The 22,478-nt window shown below is 58.9% G+C and carries 14 protein-coding genes; 6 read left to right on the forward strand and 8 right to left on the reverse strand.

Annotation, left to right across the window (positions count from 1 at the left end):
• Window positions 1-27 precede the first annotated feature (27 nt).
• The 3 genes from purD to AC1RO5_RS16775 all read left to right on the forward strand — a co-directional run bounded on the left by purD (window position 28) and on the right by AC1RO5_RS16775 (window position 4,863).
• A complete protein-coding gene (purD, locus tag AC1RO5_RS16765; protein ID WP_493176333.1) occupies window positions 28-1,323 on the forward strand; it encodes a phosphoribosylamine--glycine ligase in 1,296 nt (431 codons plus the stop codon).
• A gap of 99 nt (window positions 1,324-1,422) precedes the next feature.
• Complete coding sequence (locus tag AC1RO5_RS16770) at window positions 1,423-4,200, forward strand: hybrid sensor histidine kinase/response regulator (protein ID WP_493176334.1); 2,778 nt, start codon at window positions 1,423-1,425, stop codon at window positions 4,198-4,200.
• 66 nt (window positions 4,201-4,266) lie between these two features.
• Entirely contained in the window at window positions 4,267-4,863 is a 597-nt protein-coding gene (locus AC1RO5_RS16775; protein ID WP_019582263.1) for a MarC family protein, read from the forward strand.
• A gap of 14 nt (window positions 4,864-4,877) precedes the next feature.
• On the opposite strand, the gene AC1RO5_RS16780 is transcribed toward AC1RO5_RS16775, so the two are convergent.
• The 8 genes from AC1RO5_RS16780 to AC1RO5_RS16815 form a co-directional block, all read right to left on the reverse strand.
• Window positions 4,878-11,966 carry a TcdA/TcdB pore-forming domain-containing protein gene (locus tag AC1RO5_RS16780; RefSeq protein ID WP_493176335.1) on the reverse strand — a complete coding sequence of 2,363 codons (7,089 nt, stop codon included), beginning with the start codon at window positions 11,964-11,966 and terminating at the stop codon, window positions 4,878-4,880.
• Between the two features lie 331 nt (window positions 11,967-12,297).
• Window positions 12,298-13,998: a precorrin-3B C(17)-methyltransferase gene (gene cobJ, locus AC1RO5_RS16785; protein ID WP_493176337.1), complete on the reverse strand. Its 1,701-nt coding sequence runs from the start codon at window positions 13,996-13,998 to the stop codon at window positions 12,298-12,300.
• The gene (locus AC1RO5_RS16790) at window positions 13,998-14,729 is read right to left on the reverse strand and encodes a precorrin-2 C(20)-methyltransferase (RefSeq protein WP_493176430.1); all 732 of its coding nucleotides are present in this window, start codon (window positions 14,727-14,729) and stop codon (window positions 13,998-14,000) included. Before AC1RO5_RS16790 ends, cobJ begins: the two co-directional genes overlap by 1 nt.
• Window positions 14,729-15,355 (reverse strand): precorrin-8X methylmutase, encoded by a 627-nt coding sequence (locus AC1RO5_RS16795; RefSeq protein WP_019650629.1) that lies wholly within the window; start codon window positions 15,353-15,355, stop codon window positions 14,729-14,731. The genes AC1RO5_RS16790 and AC1RO5_RS16795 overlap by 1 nt, the downstream gene beginning before the upstream one ends.
• A complete protein-coding gene (gene cobG / locus AC1RO5_RS16800) occupies window positions 15,348-16,649 on the reverse strand; it encodes a precorrin-3B synthase (RefSeq protein ID WP_493176339.1) in 1,302 nt (433 codons plus the stop codon). Before cobG ends, AC1RO5_RS16795 begins: the two co-directional genes overlap by 8 nt.
• 167 nt (window positions 16,650-16,816) lie before the next feature.
• Window positions 16,817-17,479 carry a hypothetical protein gene (locus AC1RO5_RS16805; RefSeq protein WP_493176341.1) on the reverse strand — a complete coding sequence of 221 codons (663 nt, stop codon included), beginning with the start codon at window positions 17,477-17,479 and terminating at the stop codon, window positions 16,817-16,819.
• A 53-nt stretch (window positions 17,480-17,532) separates the two neighbouring features.
• Window positions 17,533-18,348: a hypothetical protein gene (locus tag AC1RO5_RS16810; RefSeq protein WP_493176343.1), complete on the reverse strand. Its 816-nt coding sequence runs from the start codon at window positions 18,346-18,348 to the stop codon at window positions 17,533-17,535.
• A 122-nt stretch (window positions 18,349-18,470) separates the two neighbouring features.
• A complete protein-coding gene (locus tag AC1RO5_RS16815) occupies window positions 18,471-19,121 on the reverse strand; it encodes a hypothetical protein (protein WP_493176345.1) in 651 nt (216 codons plus the stop codon).
• A 235-nt stretch (window positions 19,122-19,356) separates the two neighbouring features.
• Between AC1RO5_RS16815 and cbiE the strand changes: the two genes are divergently transcribed.
• Genes cbiE through AC1RO5_RS16830 form a run of 3 tightly spaced genes read left to right on the forward strand, consistent with a single transcriptional unit; the run spans window position 19,357 to window position 22,389 of the window.
• Window positions 19,357-20,568, forward strand: a complete 1,212-nt coding sequence (gene cbiE, locus AC1RO5_RS16820; RefSeq protein WP_493176346.1) for a precorrin-6y C5,15-methyltransferase (decarboxylating) subunit CbiE — start codon at window positions 19,357-19,359, stop codon at window positions 20,566-20,568.
• On the forward strand, window positions 20,561-21,658 hold the full coding sequence (locus tag AC1RO5_RS16825) for a cobalt-precorrin-5B (C(1))-methyltransferase (protein ID WP_493176347.1): 1,098 nt from the start codon (window positions 20,561-20,563) through the stop codon (window positions 21,656-21,658). The genes cbiE and AC1RO5_RS16825 overlap by 8 nt, the downstream gene beginning before the upstream one ends.
• Window positions 21,655-22,389 carry a cobalt-precorrin-6A reductase gene (locus AC1RO5_RS16830; protein WP_493176348.1) on the forward strand — a complete coding sequence of 245 codons (735 nt, stop codon included), beginning with the start codon at window positions 21,655-21,657 and terminating at the stop codon, window positions 22,387-22,389. Before AC1RO5_RS16825 ends, AC1RO5_RS16830 begins: the two co-directional genes overlap by 4 nt.
• Window positions 22,390-22,478 lie beyond the last annotated feature (89 nt).

The following is a 22,478-nucleotide window of genomic DNA, read 5'->3' on the forward strand; positions in this document are numbered from 1 at the left end:
GAATTAGCGTCATCCGAGGTTTTTGAAATGAATGTTTTGATCATTGGCAGCGGTGGCCGTGAACACGCCCTGGCCTGGAAAGTGGCTCAGGATCCGCGCGTGCAGAAAGTGTTCGTTGCCCCGGGCAACGCAGGCACCGCCATTGAAGCCAAGTGCGAGAACGTCGCCATCGACGTGCTGGCCCTCGAGCAGCTGGCTGACTTTGCCGAGAAGAACGTTTCCCTGACCATCGTCGGCCCGGAAGTGCCGCTGGTTGCAGGCGTTGTCGATCTGTTCCGCGCCCGTGGCCTGGATTGCTTCGGCCCGACCGCGGGTGCCGCGCAACTGGAAGGTTCGAAAGCCTTCACCAAGGATTTCCTGGCGCGTCACAAGATCCCGACCGCCGACTACCAGAACTTCACCGAGATCGAGCCGGCCCTGGCTTATCTGCGTGAAAAAGGCGCACCGATCGTGATCAAGGCCGATGGCCTGGCCGCCGGCAAAGGCGTGATCGTGGCCATGACCCTGGCCGAAGCCGAAGACGCGGTGCGCGACATGCTCGCTGGCAACGCGTTTGGCGATGCCGGTTCCCGCGTGGTCATCGAAGAGTTCCTGGACGGCGAAGAAGCCAGCTTCATCGTCATGGTCGACGGCAAGAATGTACTGCCGATGGCCACCAGCCAGGACCACAAACGCGTCGGCGACGGCGACACCGGTCCGAACACCGGCGGCATGGGCGCTTACTCCCCGGCACCAGTCGTCACCGCCGAAGTGCATCAGCGGGTCATGGACCTGGTGATCTGGCCAACCGTGCGCGGCATGGCCGAGGAAGGCAACGTCTACACCGGTTTCCTCTATGCCGGCTTGATGATCGACAAGGCTGGTAACCCAAAAGTTATCGAGTTCAACTGCCGTTTCGGCGATCCTGAGACCCAACCGGTGATGCTGCGTTTGCAGTCGAGCCTGGTGTTGCTGGTCGAAGCGGCCCTGGCGCAAGCGCTGGACAAGGTCGAAGCACAGTGGGATCCACGTCCGAGCGTCGGCATCGTATTGGCCGCTGGCGGTTACCCGGGTGACTACGCCAAAGGCGTTGCCATCAACGGCCTGGATGCAGCCGCGGCACTGGAAGGCAAAGTCTTCCACGCCGGTACTGCACTCAAGGACGGTCAGGTGGTGACAGCCGGTGGTCGGGTGCTGTGCGCAACCGCCATGGGCACCAGCGTCGACGCAGCCCAGCAGCAGGCTTACAAACTGGCGGCTAAAATCGATTGGGAAGGCTGCTTCTATCGTAAGGACATTGGCTACCGCGCCATTGCCCGCGAGCGTGGCGAAAATCAGGAATAAGCCATCCATTCGGCCAGGCAAGAGCTTGCAGCCCTTGCCTGACTATTCCGGCGCCGCGCATAGTTATATTCTGGCATCAACCTACGAAGGGATTTCGCCGTGCGCTGGCTCAGGATTGCCATAGGCTTCACCGTCACTCTGCTGACCTTGCTCTGCATGCTCCCGGCCCAGGCCACGCAAGGCAGTGGCTGGGCGGTATTGCTCGACGAACAGGGCGACCTGCAGCTGAGCGACATCCGCTCCAGCCGCTACACCAATCAATTCAGCCCCATCGAACTCGACCGCCTCACCGCGGCCGGGCCCGAGGGTGCGCTTTGGCTGCGTTTCAGGCTGGCACCCGGCAAACACGAACAGTTGCTGAGGGTCTTCGCACCCGACCTGTCGCACCTCAATCTGTATGTGCTCGACGGCGACCAGCTGATCGATCAATTGAATACCGGCACCGGGCAGCCTCAGGCTGAGCGCCCCCTGCCCAGCAGCGACTTCATGTTGCCGCTGCCACAAAGCGACAAAACCCTCGACGTCTATATGCGACTGGTCTCCGAACACCAGTTTCGGCCTTACATCACCCTGCAATCGGCGGTCATGAGTGCAGCCACTCAGAACCAGACGTTGATCTACGGTCTGCTCTTTGGCTGTCTCGGGATGCTGATCCTGCATAACCTGACCCGCTACACCTACACCCGCTCGCGCAGCAGCCTCTGGCTGGCAGCGTGCGAAGGATTGCTGCTGCTCAGCCTGGTGCTACTGCTGAACCTGGCCCGACCATGGCTGCCGAACTGGTCCGTCGTACAAACACCCGGTGCCTATCTCGCCTTGCTGCTGACCGCGCCTTGCGGCCTGATGTTTGCCTACCGCTTCTTCGCCCCGCTGGGCCCACACCCGCTGAACAAGCTGCTGCTGGGGAACATCCTGTTCATCGTGGCCTGCGGCCTGCTGCTGTTGTTCGTCAACACGTTGCCGCTGAACCTGATCACGTACGCGCTGGTTGCCCTGGCCGGTCTGAGCATGCTGTTCGTCAGCGCCCATCACTGGCAAAAAGGTTATCGCCCGGCGCGCCTGTTCGTGGCGGCCATGGTGGTGTTCAACCTTGGCACGTTGATTATCCTGCCGGCGCTGCAGGGGCTGACCCTTGTCGCCCCGCAAGGCCTGATCATCACCTTGCTGGTATTTATCTGTATCAGTGGCCTGTTGATGAGTGTGGCCCTGGGCGAGCGACAGCGTAGCATCACCGAAGACCGTTTCAGCGTCAGTCGCGACCTGGCTGCCAGCAATGCGGAAATCAACGCCAAAGCCGAATTCCTGGCGAAAATCAGCCACGAAATCCGCACCCCGATGAATGGCGTGCTGGGCATGACCGAACTGCTGTTGGGCACACCGCTGTCGGTCAAGCAGCGCGACTATGTGCAGACCATCCACAGCGCCGGCAACGAACTGCTGACGCTGATCAACGAAATTCTCGACATCTCCAAGCTCGAGTCCGGGCAGATCGAGCTGGACGACGTGCAGTTCGACCTCAATGCCCTGATCGAAGACTGCCTGAGCATCTTCCGCGCCAAGGCCGAACAACAGAACATCGAGCTGATCAGCTTTATCCAGCCACAGGTACCGCGCGTCATCAGCGGTGATCCGACGCGCCTGCGCCAGACCCTGCTGAGCCTGCTGGAAAACGCCCTGAAGAAAACCGATGAAGGCGAGATTCTGATCGTTGTCGCCCTGGATGAACGCAGCGCCAAACCGCGGCTGCGCATCGCCGTACAGGACAGCGGCCAGCCGATGGAAGCTGAAGAACGCGACGCGCTGATGCACGCCGAGCTGCACAGCAAACACTTCCTCTCGGCCACCAGCCTGGGGGGCAATCTGGGGCTGGTGATTGCCCGTCAGCTGATCCGTTTGATGCAGGGCGAATTCGGCATCAAGAGTGGCGCCAACCAGGGCAGCACATTGTGGCTGACCCTGCCACTGGACCCGGACCGTCTCGAACACCCGACCTCGGACCTGGACAGCCCGTTGCAAGGCGCACGCGTACTGGTCGTGGACGACAACGACACCTGTCGCAAGGTGCTGGTGCAGCAGTGCAGCGCCTGGGGCCTGAACGTCAGCGCCGTGCCGTCCGGCAAGGAGGCGCTGGCGCTGCTGCGCACCAAGGCACACCTGCGCGATTATTTCGACGTGGTCCTGCTGGACCAGAACATGCCCGGCATGACCGGCATGCAACTGGCCGCCAAGATCAAGGAAGACCCGAGCCTGAACCACGATATTCTGCTGATCATGCTCACCGGCATCAGCAACGCGCCGAGCAAGATCATCGCGCGCAACTCCGGGATCAAGCGCATCCTCGCCAAGCCAGTGGCCGGCTACACCCTCAAGACCACCCTGGCGGATGAACTGAACCAGCGCAACAACGGCCCGGCCACCTCACAGCACCTGCCCACAGGCCCTACCCTTCCGGTCAAGGTGCCCAGCGATTTCCGTATCCTGGTGGCTGAAGACAACAGCATCTCGACCAAGGTCATCCGCGGCATGCTGGGCAAGCTCAACCTGCAACCGGATACCGCCAGCAATGGCGAAGAAGCCTTGGTGGCAATGAAGGCCCAGCGTTACGACCTGGTGCTGATGGACTGCGAAATGCCAATCCTTGACGGCTTCTCCGCCACCCAGCAATTGCGTGCCTGGGAAGTCGGCAACCAGCGGATTCGCACCCCCGTGGTGGCGTTGACCGCGCACATCCTTGCCGAGCACAAAGAGCGCGCCCGTCAGGCCGGCATGGACGGGCACATGGCCAAACCGGTCGAGCTGTCGCAGTTGCGCGACCTGATCGAGCACTGGGTTGCCCAACGTGATCAACAGAACCGGTCAGCAGTTCAGACTTCCTGAGCCGACAGACCTCACAGCGCCTGATAGACTCCCCCCCTCGACCTCCCTCGCCAGTGAGCTTGCACCATGCTCCACGTGTTGTTCAGCGTTTACCTGAAGATGTTGGTGCTCTATAGCCCGTTCTTCGTGCTGTCTTGTTTCATCAGCCTGACCCGCGGTTATTCGCGCAAGGAACAACGTCGCCTGGCCTGGAAAGTGGCGATTGCCACACTGGTTTCCAGCGTCTTGCTGTACCTGTTCGGGAGGGTGATATTTGACGTGTTCGGCATTACCGTGGATGCATTTCGCATCGGCGCCGGCAGCGTGCTATTCATTTCGGCGCTGGGCATGGCTCAGGGCAAGTCGGTGGTGCAGACCGACAATGTGCAGCAGGACGTGACCATCGTCCCGCTGACCATCCCCCTGACCGTCGGCCCCGGCACTATCGGCGCCTTGCTGGTGATGGGCGTGAGCCAGCCGCATTGGGACGACAAACTCACGGCCATTCTCAGTATCGCCCTCGCCAGCTTCACCGTTGGCGTGGTGCTGTATTTGTCGAACCGCATCGAACGGATTCTGGGTGACCAGGGGTTGCAGATTGTCAGCCGGTTGATGGGATTGTTCGTGTGCGCTCTGGCGGCACAGATTATCTTCACCGGGGTGAAAGGTTATCTGGTGCCGTAATCAGCCAAGGAGCTCTAAAAAGCCGATTCTGCGAGCGCCTCGATCTGATAATTCGACATCAGCTCCGTTAACATTGCGCTGCCCGAAATGCCCTTTTGCCTCAGCAACTCGGTCACTATTTCCGAAATCGCGCGCGATCGATAACCACTGAGCGCAAGGAACACGTCCCCCCGCAACGTCACATCCGATGAGTAAACACCGCGAAAGATCAGACTGTGCCCGCTGTCCAGGCCGTTCATTACCAGGTGTTCATCGACCAGGCTGACCCATAACTGATCCATGATTGAAGCGTCCAGAATCAGCTTCCCCGGAATCAAGGGTGGGTGCTCAAGCGGGTAACGACAATCGACGATAACCGATTCAAGTTTCAACCACGCCGCCTGGGTCAGCCGGCCAGTCGTTGTCCCTTGACCCATTTTGAGCACCAGGATGCTGACATCATCGGCAATCAACGGGAGAAGGTCATCGGCCGTCTTCAGCCCCTCGACCACCAGTACTTCGGCGTTTCGCTGAATATACTCAAGCGGCCCGACCGTATTTTTTTGCGGATAGGTGTGCAACAAACCATTCCCGATTTGGTGCAGCATCACATTGGTTTGATGCCGGGTACCCACCAGCGTGTATTGCGCAGGAAGGGTGGCTTTCGGAATCCGGATCAATCGTCCGGTCCGGACCACATACCATTGAAGGTAGTCAGGATCTTTGACGGACAGAAAATCGGCGCATCGATGTTGGTTCGCCAGCGCCGCCAGCCGCTCACTCAATGGGCCGTCCAGTGCAGCGACCCAGAGGCTGTCCACACCCGTAACCCGTACCGGTTCGTTGTGCTGTAAATCCACCTCCACGCCTTCGAGAGTCGTCGCCCTCAGACCCGCGCCCTCTACCGTCACGTCGGTAAAGTCCCAAGGGGCCCACACCTGTATCGGGGCCGGCAATGCCTCTACTTGCAAAAGTCTGGTGCCTTGGGCAAATGCCGTACTCAAATGTTTCGTATCAATGAAGCGCTGGCTGAAAATCTTGTGCGTTGAAAGATCGAACAACCAGGCGGCCTGATTATCTGGAGCAATACTCAGTAACCGTACTTCTTTTCCATGGCCAGGATCCGAGAGCAACAGTCGATCGTCCAGGTACCAGGCGCACAAACCGGCATCCCCCGTAAAGTTGGTCAACCCAAGGAGGGCGAAACTCGACACTGGATAGCGCGTCGACACTTGCGGCAGTGCGGACCACCACTGGGCTCGATCCTTGAACCAGGTGTCGGTGAGTCCGCCCAATCGAAGCGTGCCATCGGGCATCACATTGAAGAACAGACCGGATTCGGTCAGAGCCAGGTAGCCCTGCTCAACGGCGACAACATTATTCAGGCCCGAGGGTGCAATTTCTGTGGAAGACCATTGCACGCGGCCATCCACCATCGACCTTTGCTGTCGCACGAGGCGTTGGTCAGGCTGGTCGTAGGTAACAAATACTTCGCCCTTGGCACCGGCAGGAACAATCAGTCGAAGATTATTCAGAATCGAATCTTTCCATCCCCGCGCATGGCGACGTCGGGCCGGCGCACGGATGATCAACCCGTCAACCTCTCGGACCCAGACCAGATCGTGCCACTTGTCTTCGAACTGCCAACAAATCGAAACCAGCGCCCCGGGGCGCCAATTCACGGTATCGATGGACTCTGCCGGCAACACATAGTTGCCCAGCACCTGCTTCCAGTCCGTGAGCGTGTTGACCTGTAGAACAGCCTGCAATGCCGGATCGTGACCGCGGGTGATCGAGCCAAGCAACACCGCACCGTCATGGATCATATATGTCAGCTCATCATGCGGGCCTTCCTTTGGAATGGACTGCTGCACGATCTGAATGCCGCCATTGGCCACGGCCTCACAGCGGACAATGGTCAAGCCTTCTCTTACCAGCAAACGGTAGCGTTGGAGCAGCGTGCCGGTGATCGCGTCGACCTGCCAGACATCGAAGTTCTCGGGGTGATAGAAATAGGCCGAGCCCTCGACCACCGCGCCCAACACGACCTCGTCGGCCAACAGCACATTCGGGTCGCGGATATACAGAAAACGATCCTCAGCCGAGTCGTAATACGCAGCCACCGTCCTCGGTTCGTCCGGCTTTTCAAACGGCACCACAAAGTTGTGTACGGAGGTGTAAGGCATGGCCAGTCGATGTTCACGAGCCAGTGATTTGAAGTGATCCAGCAACGCTTGCTCTCCGAGCGCCGGATCGGCCGTTTCTTCGATCACCTCCAATTGCAGGGCAACAAGATCAACGCGCACGATCTTGTTACCCGCCAGTTTGAGCAACACATCGTGAACGCCGCTTCCTGTGAACTTCACAGCCAGAGCGCCCAACATGAGGCTACCCGCGGGCTCTATCCGGATGTCTGTCTCCGCCAGCCAGGTAGCCAGCAATACCCAGTGCATGGCCGTATGACCCGGCGCGTCGAGTTCAAGGCTCACCCCCTGATTGAGCAGCACGGAACATTGAGCGCCGGCACCGGCTATCCGATAGGAGACCAGCCCGTGCCATGCCTTGGGTAGCACAGGCACCACCAGCGAGCGCTCAACGTTATCGAGACGAACGTTGAAAACTGTTGGTTTGCAGACAGGGCTCAGTCGGTGGACAACGTATTCACCCGGAAACGAATAAAAGGAAAACAGGAACTGCCATTTCCCCTGTTCGTTCTTTTTCTCCAGCCGACGTGCCGTATCGAATCCACCAGCATGACGAAACGTGACAAACGGTAGCAACTTGTACTCATAGCCATACCAGGTTTTGGGTGTGCACGGCAAAACGATCGTCTGCCCAGGCTTCGGAGAGAAGAGCGCCGAGCCCGACAACTCAAGGCCCAGGCGTATATCGATGGCGCGGTGATAATCCTCATCGTAATCCGGAACCCCGAAATGATCCCGAAGCGGGAACAGTTTCGGGCTGTCAAAATGGACCGTTGATGTGCGTAAATCCAGTTCGGTGAACACCAGCAACGGATGTGCAATCCACGCATTCGACGCCTTGTCCAAGTGAAAGCCGCCCTGAAGATACGCCCTCTCCAGTCGTTCAAAAAAGAGGCCGACCCCTTTGGCCTCCTCGGCAATGGTGGCAAACCCTTCGGCCAGCGCAGCGACACCCACCGCCAACCCGCCCAGAATCACCCCGACACCGCCCAGCACCGCAGATACGGCACCTGCGCCGGCCAATCCCGCACCCAGCCCGGCCGCCCCCAACACGGCGCTCGCGGAGTCGAACGCCAATTGCGTCCCGAACTGCGCCTTTTCAATGTCATTGCCGGCATGGCTCAACTGGTAAATATCAAACCCGACATTCACCATTCCCAACACCGTGCCAACGCCTTCATTCGCCACATGCCCCAACGCCTTTTGCACCAATGGCGCACTGGTGCGAGCGATCAGCTTTTCATCATCCAGGGCCTGTCGCACCAGTGTCACAACGCCAATCACATCCACCACATTGCCATGGACCAGTTGGGCGTAGTTGACGTAGGCATGCAGGCGAATGGCAGTGGTCAGTGCCTTGTCGCTACCGCCGGCCGCGCCTTCGTGATGACGCAGCGAGTTCATCAAGGCCTGTACGGTGAAACCGGCATTGAGCGTATGAACGCTACCGGCGTCCACAGGATCAGGCGAGTTGGCCGGCGTATGCGGTTGAGCCGCCAAGGAATGGAAGGTTTGCGAGAGGAAGTTTTTAATCCTGAGGAGTCGATGATCATCGGTGGTGACACGCACAATGGTCTGAGCAGGATCGTTATTGACCAGACTGATTTTGTAAGCGCCTGTCGGGGTGATCTCCAATGTCTCAAACAACGCAACGGCAGCCGACGATAGCCCGTGTTTCTCCTGTAGCTGCCATGTCGCCTGCGCGATCTGCCCGCCCCACCAGTGAGCGTCCAGTTCCAGCAACGAACTGCCCAATACCCCATTGTTGACCAACGACCGCCCTCTTGCGCTGGCCAGCCGCTGTCTTGCCCGGGGCGCCTGTTCGGGCAGGCTGCCCGACTCGGAAAGACTGGACACCCGGACACCCGACGACAGTACCCGTTCATTGAGTCGGCCAGCGTCGAGTTCAATCAAATCAAAGGTTGGACGCGCAGGCTCTCCATAAGCGGCGTAAGGCTTGGCCATCTCTTGCCGAACGAAAAAATTAGTCAACGCTTTGCTGAGCGCTTCAGCGGTATCAAACTCGAAAACACTAAAATTCGGATCGTAGAAATGATAAGTACTGCGGCCTCCACTGAGTGTTTTGGCCACCAGCATCGAGTGGTTGTCAGAGTTGAGCATCAGGGTGCTGCTGCCGGTTTTACCTTCGAGCGTCGCAATGACGTGTGCCAGATCGGAGCGCACCACCGGGCCGCCCAAGTCATGGACGTCAACATCGCGCAGTTCCTCGATAATGCTTACAAACGCTTTTGAATGGCCGCTATCAGGTTCAATGACCGCCAGGTAAAACCGCTCACGCAGGGTGTTGGCGGCTTCGTCACCCTTGCTGATCGCCGCCGCCATGGCCAATGCCAATGGGTAGCAACGCCCCGCGATCCGGTCACCGGCCCCTTGAAGCAACAAATCCTGCGGCACCAGTTTGAAGCTGCCGTGATCGAAACTTTCCAGCACATCGGCCATGCGCTCGGCAATCCGGTCACGGAATTCGAGTTTTGCTACCTGCTGAATACTGGCGACCTGACGCCCCCATTGCAGCAAGGTCAGTGCCCCCTCCAGCGCCTGTGTCTTCAGTTCAATGCTGGTCTCGGACAACGCCAAGGAAGGTATCGAAGCGCTGGCCAACCCGGCAACGAATGCGGGGTGATTTTCTTTGAACAGCTCCCGTTCAATTGCCCCGTAACGGTGTGACACGCCCAACTCGGACACATTGTTGGCGAGGTTTTCCAGGCGTGCGTTGACGTGTTCAAAGTTGCGTTGATCCATTGCACGCGCGCCCAGCAACGAACCGATCAACAACCGCTGCAAGGGGTTAAGCTGTTCAATCTGCAAAGTGCCCCGGCCAATTCGATGAAGCAATTCATCAAGCGGCAGATCCAAGGTTGCCGGCTCCCCGACCAACGATGGCGGTAGCGTGATCTCCTGTGTGAGGATGGACTGGCGCTCGTCAAAACTCAGCTGCACTTGCTTGTCGAAAGTCACTTCACCAGAGACCCGTTGGCTCATCGCTCGCAAAAAGGACTCACCAAGGTGCTGCGCCAAGGACTGCAGCAATTCGGTCGACATCACATGCCGACCTTCGATGACTGGCCAGCCATGGTCGAAATGGATTGTCTGACTGTTTAGTAATTGATCCACCTTACCGACGTAACGCGCCTTGAATTGCCCGGCCTCCCAACGTTGTTTTTCTTTGCGCAGCCACTCGACGGTGTCGTTTTCGTTCTCTTTCCAGGAATGATCCAGCTCCTCCTCGGTGGCCCGGTTCACCATGGCGGCGGCGGCAATAGCCACATCCTTTCGCCATACCCCCGCTGCTGGAGGTGTGTAGTGGATTTTTGCGTAATCCGCGAGTGCATCGCGCATCGCCGCAGGCCCGGTCAGATAGATTGTCACTTCGCTCTGGGGGCGAATGCCGTCGCTATAGTAAATCGCTGCGGCTTCCATCAAAAAAGTGAGGGCGAGTTCTTCTTCAGGCGGGAGTGCATCCAACGGGCCAAATTTTTTCTCGACCACCTCCCGCGCAAAACCACTCATGGCCTCGCTATCAATCAAGGCGACCTGGTTCTCCACGGCCAAGCGGGCCGTGGCATCAACAATCTCATAGTTGAGTTTGAAACGATCGATGACAGCGCTCAATGTTGCCGATCCGGCATGAGCCATGAGAAACGCATTACTCAGGCTGGCCTGCTCGGCAACCGCCCGCATTCCGTCCGGACGTACGAGACGTTCGAGGGGGGCGCGAAAAACGCTGTTCAAGTCCGGGCGACTTTTCGCGAAATGCTCCAGTGCCGGACGATGCTGTGCAGGGATCACGTCGAAATAGTTTGTATATTTATCTCTTAACGCCGCTCGACCTGGCATCCATCCAGGATTTTGATCGAGCATCAACTGCAACACACCCAGGCGCGCATCGTTGCTGAATTGACGGATCTCCACATCGCCCAACTTTTCCACAAGAGGTGGCAAGTTATCGACATCTGCGTAAAATCCGCCTTCAGCCATCAAAGCTTCAATGCGCACCACATCGGAGGCGGCGGCAAAATTGCCTCGCAAACTTATTTCCCGCTCATAAATGGTCTGCAAGTGCAGCGGTGTTGCACTCTCCACCAAGTCGCGAAGCTCTACTCCCGCCTCGACCAATGCCAACAGGCTCTGACTGTTCTTTTTCCGCAAAATTTCCAGGGCTTTTTTATCCTGGCCATACCCACGAACCAGAAGATCAATTCGGGCGTCATCCGCTTTAACACCGCGCTCTGCCGCCTTGTTGATATGTGCGAACATTTGCTGCTTGAGAACTATCGCTCGCTCCTCATATTTGTCACCCAGTTCAAGAAATGTTCCAGTGCTATATCCGCCATTAATCATCGCATCGGCCTTCGCGGCCTCGACAATGATCCGGTTGGTTTCATAGGCCAATAACGCGTCGCTGTCATACCAGAGTTTCACGGCATAATCGTGCCCGGCCAAAACCTTGCACCAAACATTAATGTAGTCGCGCTGAATATTTCCAAGCTCCCCTCCAAGCCAAACGAAGTGTAGATTTTTCGGCACTTCGGTTGCTGCGGCAGACAGTTCTGCAATGCTGGTGGACAGCCGCGTGTGAAAGCCTTCGACCCTGTCGCGGATTTCAGTCAGACCCAGAGCGGCAGCGCCCTCCGGCGCAGCTTTCGGCTCCATTTCCACAGCACGTCGATGCCGGCTCCTGGATTCAACAAAAGCCCCTAGGGCTTCGCGCAGCAAACCAAGCGGTGGAAGCATTCTCGGAAAATCGAGCATGCCGATACAAGAAAAGTAATATCGAAATACCGCATCGTATTCCTCTGTACCTTTATGTTCCTGTAACGCCTTCTCAAGATCAGACAGTTTAAATAAATCAATAAAATTGACGTAACCGCTCACACGACGAGCCGTTTGCTCACCCATAAAAGATACTTCCCTGTAAAAATAAAAATTCCTCACCCATTAAAATGAATGGGTGCATCCGACGCTCATTCAACACTAACTGAACAGCACTTCAGCCCGGAAGCAAAAAACAAACAACTGATGACCAACCGAACACTCAGAAACATTAAAGCCATCAAACACAACAAAAAAAAGACAGGTGAAAAGGCAACCTTCAACAAACTCGACAGTTTTCTTTTTCACTAGAGAAAAACAAACTTACATCAAGACATCTAATCGCCTGCCGCAAAAACTTCCTGTTTATCAACGCCAGGCCATTTTGAAACGCGGCCTCCAGCGAGGCCGCCGACACTCATGATGTTGGCTTGTCGCCATACCAACGAGGCGTATACACCCACTTGCCGCCCTCGGCACGAGGAAACACGCAAGTGGTGGAGGAGCCGATCAGCACCATGGTGCGCATGTCGACCTGATCGGGGGTCAGTTCGCCGAGCGTCGTGACCCGGAGCGTCTGGCCGGGGCGACCGATGTCACGGCCCAGCACCACCACCGTTTCCGGCGTTCGATGCCGGCCGACGATGTCCAGCGCCTGGCCCAGTTGCCATGGCCGTGCACGGGAGATCGGGTTGTAGAACGCCAGCGCCAGATCGGCCTCGGCCGCCAGGTCCAGACGCTTTTCGATGATCGTCCATGGTTTGAGGTTGTCCGACAGCGACATCACACAGAAGTCATGGCCCAGCGGCGCACCGGCCTGCGCAGCAGTGGCCAGAGAAGCAGAAACGCCTGGAAGGATCTCCAGATCAACGCTGTGCCATGCAGGCTCACTCGACTCGTGCAACGCCTCAAGCACCGCCGCCGCCATGGCGAACACGCCCGGATCCCCGGATGAAACCACCACCACCGAGCGCCCTTGGGCCGCCAGCTCAAAGGCGTGGCGAGCGCGTTGCATTTCCTCGCGATTGTCGGTGCAATGCAGCACCTGATCGTCGCGAAATGGCCCGGCCATGCGTACGTAGGTTTCATAACCGAGCACGTCATTAGCGCGCGCCAGTTCGGCCTTGACCGCCGGCACCATCAGTTCGGCAGCGCCAGGGCCCAGGCCGATCACAGCCAAACGACCGCGCGCACGACCGATCTGCGCAAGCTCCAGTGGCTGACTGGCCACCGCGATGGCGATCCCACTGTCCGCCGTCACGATTGTGGCGTTCGGTACGGTGTGGCGGGCCAACTCGCTGACGCCGCTGACCGACGCAAACCGCAGCGGCACGCCCAACTCAAGCGCCGCTTCGCGCAACGCAGGGTTGGCCATGTCCAGGTCGCTGGCCAACAGGCACGCCAGCGATTGCACGGCGATTTTCGCCTGATGCAAAGCCATTCGAACGGCGCTCGGCAGGTCCGCCACCTCGGCGCTCACCGCCACCAGCACGCTGCACGGGTAGATCATCAATTCATTGGCCGCAGGCGTGCGCTCGGCACTGCCGACATGTATCGACAACCGAGCCAGGGGATCTTCCGGTAACTGTGCCTGATCAAGCCACGGCGCAGCCCCTTCAATGCGCACGCTTTGACCCGCGAGCAAATCCGAGACGAAGCGCTTGCCCAGTTCCAGATCACCCAGGGCGTAGCCGCTTGGTGGATTGAGCAGGCAAGTGCCGAAGCGCAATTCACCGCTGGTGGTGATCGCCGCCGCGACGTCAAGGCCGGCGGCAATCTCGCGCGCCATGACGTTCACCCCGCCGAGACCACCGAGCAGCGGCACCACCGCGCTGCCGTCCTCAGCCACGGCCAGCACCGGCGGCTCGACGCCCTTCTCCAGCAATAATGGCGCCAGGGTGCGGATCACGATCCCGGCCGCGCACAGAGCGATGATCGGTGTGTCCTGTTGATAAAGCTCGCGCAAGGTGGCGCCGAACTCGTGATAGACACGGTCCGCGCCCTCAACCCGCTCGGCCAGGCCGTGGATCATTGCGCCGGGATACACCTGCTGGATTTTGCGCGCGGTCGCGAGGCTGCCATTGCCCAGAATGACGATCGCCGGAACGGGACGGGACATCAACCTTGCCACCTTTCACCGGGAACGATGATCAACGAGAAGTAGGGCGAGGACATCGGCTCGACCTGATCCAGCGGGACGATTTTCTGATTGGCCATGGTCGCGCGCTCAACGTACAGCGCACGCTGCGCCAGACCGAGCTCTTCGAGCACCTGACGGACCTTGGGGAAGTTGCGCCCCAACTTCATGATCACGGCGGCATCGGCATCGGCCAGCCGACGCTTGAGATCGTCGTGGGGCAGCACGCCGGACAGCACCGACAGGCTCTGATTGCGATACACCAGCGGCGCACCCAATACGGAAGCGCCACCGAGCATCGAGCAAACACCCGGCACGACTTCGGCTTCGTAACGCTCGGCCAGTCGATCGTGCAGGTACATGTAGGAACCGTAGAAGAACGGGTCGCCTTCGCAGATTACTGCCACGTCGCGGCCCGAATCCAGATGCGCAGCGAGTTGCTCACCGGCCGTATCGTAGAAATCGCTGATCACTTGTTCATACGACAACGGCGCCGGCAGCGCTTCGGTGGTCACCGGATAAACCAGCGGCAGCAGGGTTTGTGCATCTTGCAGATGCGCTTCGATGATGCCGAACGCATTGCCCTTCTTGCCCTTTGCGACGAAGTACGCCACCACCGGCGATTCGCGCAGCAGGCGCAAGGCTTTGACGGTAATCAGTTCCGGATCACCGGGGCCGACGCCCAGGCCAATCAAACGTCCAGGTTGCTGCATCATTCGATCTCCGTGGCGAGGGCGTTGACGGCGGCGGCGGCCATGGCGCTACCGCCCAACCGGCCTTGCATGATGACGAAAGGCACGCCACGGCTGTCCGCCGCGAGCATCGCCTTGGATTCGGCGGCGCCGACAAAGCCCACCGGGAAGCCGAGGATCAGCGCCGGTTTCGGCGCGCCGGCATCGAGCATTTCCAACAGATAAAACAGTGCGGTCGGTGCATTGCCGATTACCACCACACTGCCTTCCAGATGCGGGCGCCACAGCTCCAGCGCGGCGGCGGAACGGGTATTGCCCAACTCACGGGCAAGCTCCGGCACGCTGTCGTCGCGCAAGGTGCAGATCACCGGGTTGTTGGCCGGCAAACGCGCGCGGGTCACGCCTTCGCTGACCATCCGCGCGTCGCACAAAATCGGCGCACCGGCTGCCAGCGCATCGCGCCCGGCCTTGCCCGCGCCTTCGGAAAATTGCAGACCGTCGATGGCTTCGACCATGCCGCAGGCGTGGATCACCCGCACGGCGAGTTTCTCCAGATCAGCCGGAATACGGTCGAGATTGGCCTCGGCACGAATGATCGCGAAGGAGTTGCGATAGATCTCCTGACCGTCGCGGATGTAATCAAGCATCAAGGGCGCTCCGTGAGCGGGCGTCGAGCAAAGCTGCGACCGCTTCAATAGTAAGGTTGTGTGCGTGCAGGGCGCCGAAACCCGGCTGCCCTGCATCGCGAAAATAGAGGTCGTAGTAACCGGGGGCGACAGCCAACAGCGTGACCGGCGCCACATGGGCCACGGCGCAGGAACGCTGGCAGCCGGACACATGCACCGTTTGATCGTGACGTCGCAACAGCGCGGCCAATTGCACGGCGTCGCGCTTGGTATCGGCCAGGCCTTTAGCGCAGCCAGCGGAACCGGTGCAGGCGATCAGCCGTGACAAGGGCTGATCGGCCTTGCACAGCAGGCCCAGTTGTTCCAGGCGCCGAATGACTTCGGGTGCCTGCTCTTTTTGAACCGTGGGCAGCAACAGACTTTGCCATGGGGTGAAACGCAGGCTCGAATCGCCGAACTCGCGCGCCAGTTGTGCCGCCCCCCTGAGCATGGCGGGATCGAGTCGCCCCAAAGGAGGTACAGCGCCGATGTAGACATACTCGATTTCACGTTGCGGATGAGTGCCGATGTGCAGCACGTCCGGACTCGGTGAACGCTGCCAATCGGAAATCGACTTCAAGCGCACCTGCTCGGCCAGGCGAGCAAGAAACTCTGCGAGCGGGTATTCGGCCAGCAAATGACGCATCCGTGTTTGATCGGGACGCGCCAGGTCGAGAAACAATTCCAGCACCGCAACCACCAGCGCGTGCCCCTGCTCGAGTGAAACCGCGCCTGCGGGCTTGTCCGTGGGGCAACCCGCCAGACCGAATGCCAGTAACTGTTCGCCCTCTTGCTCAGCAGCAGACAACCACAAATCATGCGGGTGTTCGAGCATCGCCAACGCCTCGCCGCCATCCAGTTGCACGGCAAATTTGGCGCTGAGTTCGTGGAAACGTTCATGGCTTTGCAGCGTGGTGAGGATCTGTTCCGCCAGCGCACGTGTGTCGAAGAGCATGTGCCGGTCGACCCCGGCGGTCGGGCTTAGCATCAGGTTGCGCACATCGTCGCCCGCAGCAGTGCGCGGGCCCAACCCTGCGGCGAGCAGGCTGTCGATCAGGGCCGTTTGCTCGCTGCCAATCCCGCGAATCTGCAGGTTGGCCCGGTTGGTCGCCTCGATCACGCCCCCTGCAAACCGTTCGGCCGCGCTGGCCACCGCTTCAGCCTGGGCTGCGCTGATCGAGCCACCGGTCAATTTGATCCGGCAGATGCCGCCGTCCAGCGCCTGGACGATACGCAGCAACCCCGGGCAGGCCGAGGGGCGTAAAGCGGTGGACATCGGGCGTTCGTTCAAAGGGGCGACCGGCAGTGTGGGAAAGGCGCTTCGCGGAGCGAAGGCGCGGTATTATGCCTGCTTTGTCCGACGGCATGAAAAACCTGCCCGTCGAATGGCCAGTCGACCGAACCGACAAGCGAATCGCAGGCACTCAACCCTGGGGCTCGACATCAAATAAACGGAATGATCTGTTCCTGACGCCGAGAGCCCAGCAATGAAATAACTTTCGCTCGGGAAAGGTCGTAGTCTTCTGGATCTATCAGCGCCTTGTAGCCAGTGACCGACACGTTCCCTGGTACTTTTTCAGTGCTGAAACGGTGGCAAAGAAGGTTATCAGCTACTACTTCATCAATCTCGAAAGATATCACCGCAACAGACATGGCAATGCCTTGAGAGAGCACACCGATCTTGAACCGTATCCACCGTTCCTGCTGCAGAGCATACTTTCGGAGCACTTCGTTCGCCGGGGAAGTCACTGCCTGGTCAGACAAAAGTTCCAGATTTGTGTACAAAGCCTCGGCAGTCGCTGCAGGCATCCACTGACGCAGAACCTGTTGCGCCAGCTCAGCCAAGGTAAAACTGCCGGGCAAAGGCACGGGAAGGCTGACACTGGGATCGTCCAACAACGTTGCGCCCATGACTCTCATGGCCATCTTGTCGGCGTGAGCCCAAGACTCGAACTCTGTCAAATCAGGAACTTTATGAGACGCTACTGTTTGAGAATAAAGCAGTGCATCCAGACCGTCGTACCTCTCCGATTCCGGCAGTTCGTCGGCCATTAAAATTACGGCGCCGGCACAGATGGAAGCTTTAAAGCCAAAACCTGCATTCATTGATATTCCCCTAATAAAAAGCCAGAGGCTTACGCCTCTGACTTCAATTAAATTCAGGCTGCGCCAAATTCATAGCTGAGCGCTTTTTCGCGCTGCTCGGTCAATGCCTTGACGATCAGTGGTTCGACAACCAGATAGTCTTCTTCGTCCATATGCATGGTGGCTGCACCGTTATAAATTTCGACGCCGGAGGTACTCCATTCCACAAACAACACTTTTGTCGGCTGAGCGGCGGCGAAGTACTGAACAGCACCAATTGCCAGGGTGATATCACCTTCAGCGCCCTCCAGAGCACTCGTCATGCAGAAATTCCCGCCTTCGGCCTTCTTCGAATTACGCTCGAAAAGGGTCAACGCTTCAGGCTCATCCTTCAGCGCCTTCATGGTAGCGTCTGCCACGTCGGAGAGTACTTTTAGTGCCGCCGCACCTTTAGACACCGCCGCGTTCACCGCGGTATGGAGAACGGAGAGCGCAACATTATCCATGGTCAGTTTTTGGGAGCTGGCTTGATAGCGATTATAAGGCTCACTAAAAGCAAACCATCCCGCGAGCTTCATAAGCCTCATGAACTCGTTGTAACGCTGCTCTTTCTGATTTGGGCTCGGGTATTTCAGCAAGGCAACCAGATCAGCATACATACAAGTGTTTTTGACAATACGCTTGCTTCGTTTGGACATGCTTTTGTCGAAGCCCGCGATACCTGTACCCATGACAGCTGCATTAAGCTCATCCTTGTCGATGGGCAAATTACTACTGGAAGATACTTTAAACGAACGAGGTACTGGCTGCGCAGCAATAAGTTTATTGTACTCTTCAATTAGCGCAACTCGTTCAGCTACGGAAGATACTTGATTGGACAATTCAGTCATAACATTGATTCCTTTCAGATTTTTAAGCGCCCTCATGGCGCCAACTCAAACTAACTTCCACCCAGCATTTAATCAACCCACAAGAGATTCAATTCATTTCAGCGCGAACCGCCCAGGCGAAGTTACCTCGTCAACTCGATTTCCTTGATTCGCATTTCTCTGACAGCCTCGCTCAGGTCTGCTCGATATTTATCCATTTGACGTGGAGTGATCACGAACCGCCGAGCTTGAATATCAAGTTGCGATTTCGAATGCTCAACATCCCAAAATAAATAAGTGGACACCCAGTTGGCGCTAAGCAACCGTACATTACTGATTACTATCTCAAGCTCGCCGTGGCGATTGTACTGCGCCGGCAAGAAACGAAAATCCCCCCATTGCCTTGCACTTTCCGTGAGCAAATCAAGCCCGGCAACGTTGTGCTCAAGCAGTTGAAAAGTTTCTTGTACCTGCTTCAGCTTTGCCCTGCTCACCAACCCGGACAAGGACTTCGCCCAACTCCCCAACAAGTCGCCGGAAAAATTTTTATCAACGATTATCACGGGCTCGTGCTCCAACCCCCAACCGACAGACCAAAGCCATCCCGAGTAAAATTCGAACCATTGCGCAGGCTCACGCTTTCTATCATGGCGAAGGTCAGCCTTAAACTGCGCCCAACGCATACTGTCCTTGATGTATTGTTTATCCCGCCTGGACAAGTCAGGGAAAAATGCCAATAGGTTACTACCGAGCACGGTGGAACTACTCTCTCCAGATGGCTGCGCATCACTCACATACATATCCATTGTTAATCACTAACTTCCTGATCATTACTTATTAATTCAGCACGCCCATCAAACGCACATGCTGCACTTCATAAAAAACACACTAACAACAAACCAAGAACTCTAGAAAAAACAACATCGACATTTGATGTCCAGCAGTGTTCGATAAAATCGATAGCAGTCAGGTGAAGAAAGCCGCGCTATGATGCCGCCCATTAACGATGAACGCGTAATGAGGAGCGGCATGATTCCTTGGCTTACGGTTGTAGGCATAGCTGAAGACGGCTTCAAGGGACTGGGCAAAAACGCCCGGCGCGCCCTGATGGGCGCCTCGCGGATCGTCGGCGGCCAGCGTCAGCTGGATCTGTTGCCGGAGTGCATCCGTGGCGAGCGCCAGTTGTGGCCGAGTCCATTCAACCTGGCTCCGGTGCTTGAACGCCGTGGTGAAGCGGTTTGTGTGCTGGCCAGCGGTGATCCGATGTTCTTCGGCGTCGGTGCCAGCCTGGCGCGGCAACTGCCCAGTGCAGAAATGCTGGTCCTGCCCGCGTCGTCTTCGGTGTCACTGGCGGCCGCTCGCCTAGGCTGGCCGTTGCAGGATGTAGTGACCCTGTCGGTGGTCGCCCGCCCCGTCGCCGCACTCAACGCGCAGTTGTTCAGCGGCGTGCGTTTGCTGGTGCTGAGCAACGATGGCCAAAGCCCGGCCGCCGTTGCAGCACTGCTGCGTGAACGCGGTTTCGGTCCGAGCCGTCTCAGCGTGCTGGAACATCTGGGCGGTGCAGCGGAACGGCGCATCGATGGGGTCGCCAATGACTGGAACGCTCCATCGGTCGCCGATCTGAACCTGATCGCCATCGAGTGCATCGCCGAGCCGAACACTCCGCGCCTATCAAGACTGGCCGGCCTGCCGGACTCTGCCTTCAAGCACGACGGTCAACTGACCAAACGCGACGTCCGCGCGATTACCCTTGCGCGCCTCGCCCCGGTTTCCGGCGAGCTGCTGTGGGACGTCGGCGCCGGCAGCGGCTCGATCGGCATCGAATGGATGCGCGCTCACCCGAGCTGCCGGGCGCTGGCCATCGAAGCGGATGAGGGACGGCAGTCGTTGATCGAATACAACCGCGATGCCCTGGGCGTTCCCGGTCTGCAACTGATTCGCGGCAGTGCACCGCAAGCCCTGGCCGGGCTCGAACGCCCGGACGCGATATTCATCGGTGGCGGCGTCACTCGCGAGGGCGTGCTCGATACCTGCTGGGCCCAGCTCAAACCCGGCGGCCGGTTGATCGCCAACGCCGTGACCCTGCAAAGCGAAGTGACCCTGATGGCCTGGCGTGAACGGCATGGCGGTGAGCTGACCCGCATTCACGTCGCCCAGGCGCAACCGTTGGGCGAGTTCGATACCTGGCGTCAGGCGCTGCCGATTACCTTGCTGGATGTGACGAAACCCCTCGATGCGTGATGAAACCGCCGAACAACCCGCCCCGCTGCGCAGCGGCCTGACCACCGGCAGCTGCGCCACCGCCACCAGCCTCGCAGCGGCCCGCCTGCTGCTCAGTGGCATAGAAGCGGACGCCGTCGAGATCATTCTGCCCAAAGGCAAACGGGTGCAGATGCGCCTGGAATTCTGTCGGCTGACGGACAACGGTGCCGAAGCCGGAACGATCAAGGACGCTGGCGACGACCCGGACGTGACCCACGGTGCCCTGCTGTTTTCCCAGGTGCGCCTGCACGGCGAACCGGGCATCCGCTTCAGCGCCGGCCGAGGCGTGGGCACCGTCACCCGGCCCGGGCTGGTGCTGAACGTCGGCGAACCGGCGATCAACCCGGTGCCGCGCAAGATGATCACCGACCACCTGACGTTGCTGGCCGAGGAGCTGGATTACCAGGGCGGCTTCGAGGTCACGGTGAACGTCGAGGACGGCGAAGCCCTGGCGCTGAAAACCATGAACCCACGGCTGGGAATTCTCGGCGGTTTGTCGATCCTCGGCACCAGCGGCATCGTCCGGCCGTTCTCCTGCGCGGCCTACATCGCCTCGATCCACCAGGGCATCGACGTCGCCAAAACCAACGGTTACCTACACATCGCCGCGTGCACCGGCAACGCCAGCGAAGACACCATGCGCCGGGTCTACGACTTACCGGAAATCGCCCTGATCGAAATGGGCGATTTCGTCGGTGCGGTGCTCAAGCACTTGCGCAAAGTGCCTGTGGATAAACTCAGCCTGTGCGGCGGCTTCGGCAAGATCAGCAAACTGGCGGCTGGGCACATGGATTTGCACAGTCGGCATTCAAGCATCGACCTGCCGCAACTGGCCGAATGGGCCGCGGCAGTCGGCGCGGATGAAGCGTTACAACAGGCGATCCGCGACGCCAATACCAGTCAGCAAGCGTTGGCGATGGCCAGCGCGGCCGGGATCGCCCTCGGCGACGCGGTGTGCCAGCACGCCCTCGACTTTGCCCGCAGCGTGGTGCCAGCGCAGGTTCAGGTCGAAGTATTCGCCATCGATCGCCAGGGCGGGATCGTCGGCCATGCGGGTGTTTTTCAATGAAGCGTGTGTTGTTGCTCGGCGGCGTCACTGAGGCCCTGGCCATCGCCCGAACCCTGGGCCCGGAGCACATCTATAGCCTGGCCGGTGTCGGTCGTGTGCCGACGGATCTGAACTGCCAGGTCCGCGTTGGCGGCTATGGCGGCGCCGAAGGTCTGGCGCAGTTCATTCGTGACGAAGGCATTGACCTGCTGCTGGATGCGACCCACCCCTACGCGGCCCGCATCAGCCACAACGCCGCCACCGCCGCGAAGTTGAGCGGCATTGCCTGCTGGGCCTTGCGCCGTCCGGCCTGGCAGCCACAAGCCTGCGACGACTGGCGCGAAGTCAGCGACTGGGCCGAGCTGATCGAAGCGCTGAAACCCTTTCGCCGACCGCTGTTCACCCTCGGTCGCGAACCATTGCAGCACCTGCACGAAATCCCGCCGGAGCAATTCTGGACGTTGCGTGCACTGGACGTTTATCCGGGCAACGAGCGCTGCGAAGTGATCGGCGCGCGTGGGCCGTTTCTGATCGAGGACGAACGCGCGTTGTTCGAGCGGCGGCGGATCGACGTGCTGATCAGCAAGAACAGCGGCAGCACCGCTACAGAGCCGAAACTGGACGTGGCGCGGGAGCGTGGGGTGCCAGTGCTGGTGTTGAAGCGGCCGGTGTTGCCGGGGGTTGAGCGGGAGTTTGGGTCTGTGAGTGAAGTCTTGGCGGCCCTGATAGCAGAACCAATGCAAAACCTGTAGCAGCTGGCGAAGCCTGCGTTCGGCAGCTGCTACAAAGAATATGCAACGCCCTACATATCCATCGGACCTAACGCACAACATCATCCAAA

The organism is Pseudomonas sp. GW822-FHT02G04 (assembly GCF_058802085.1).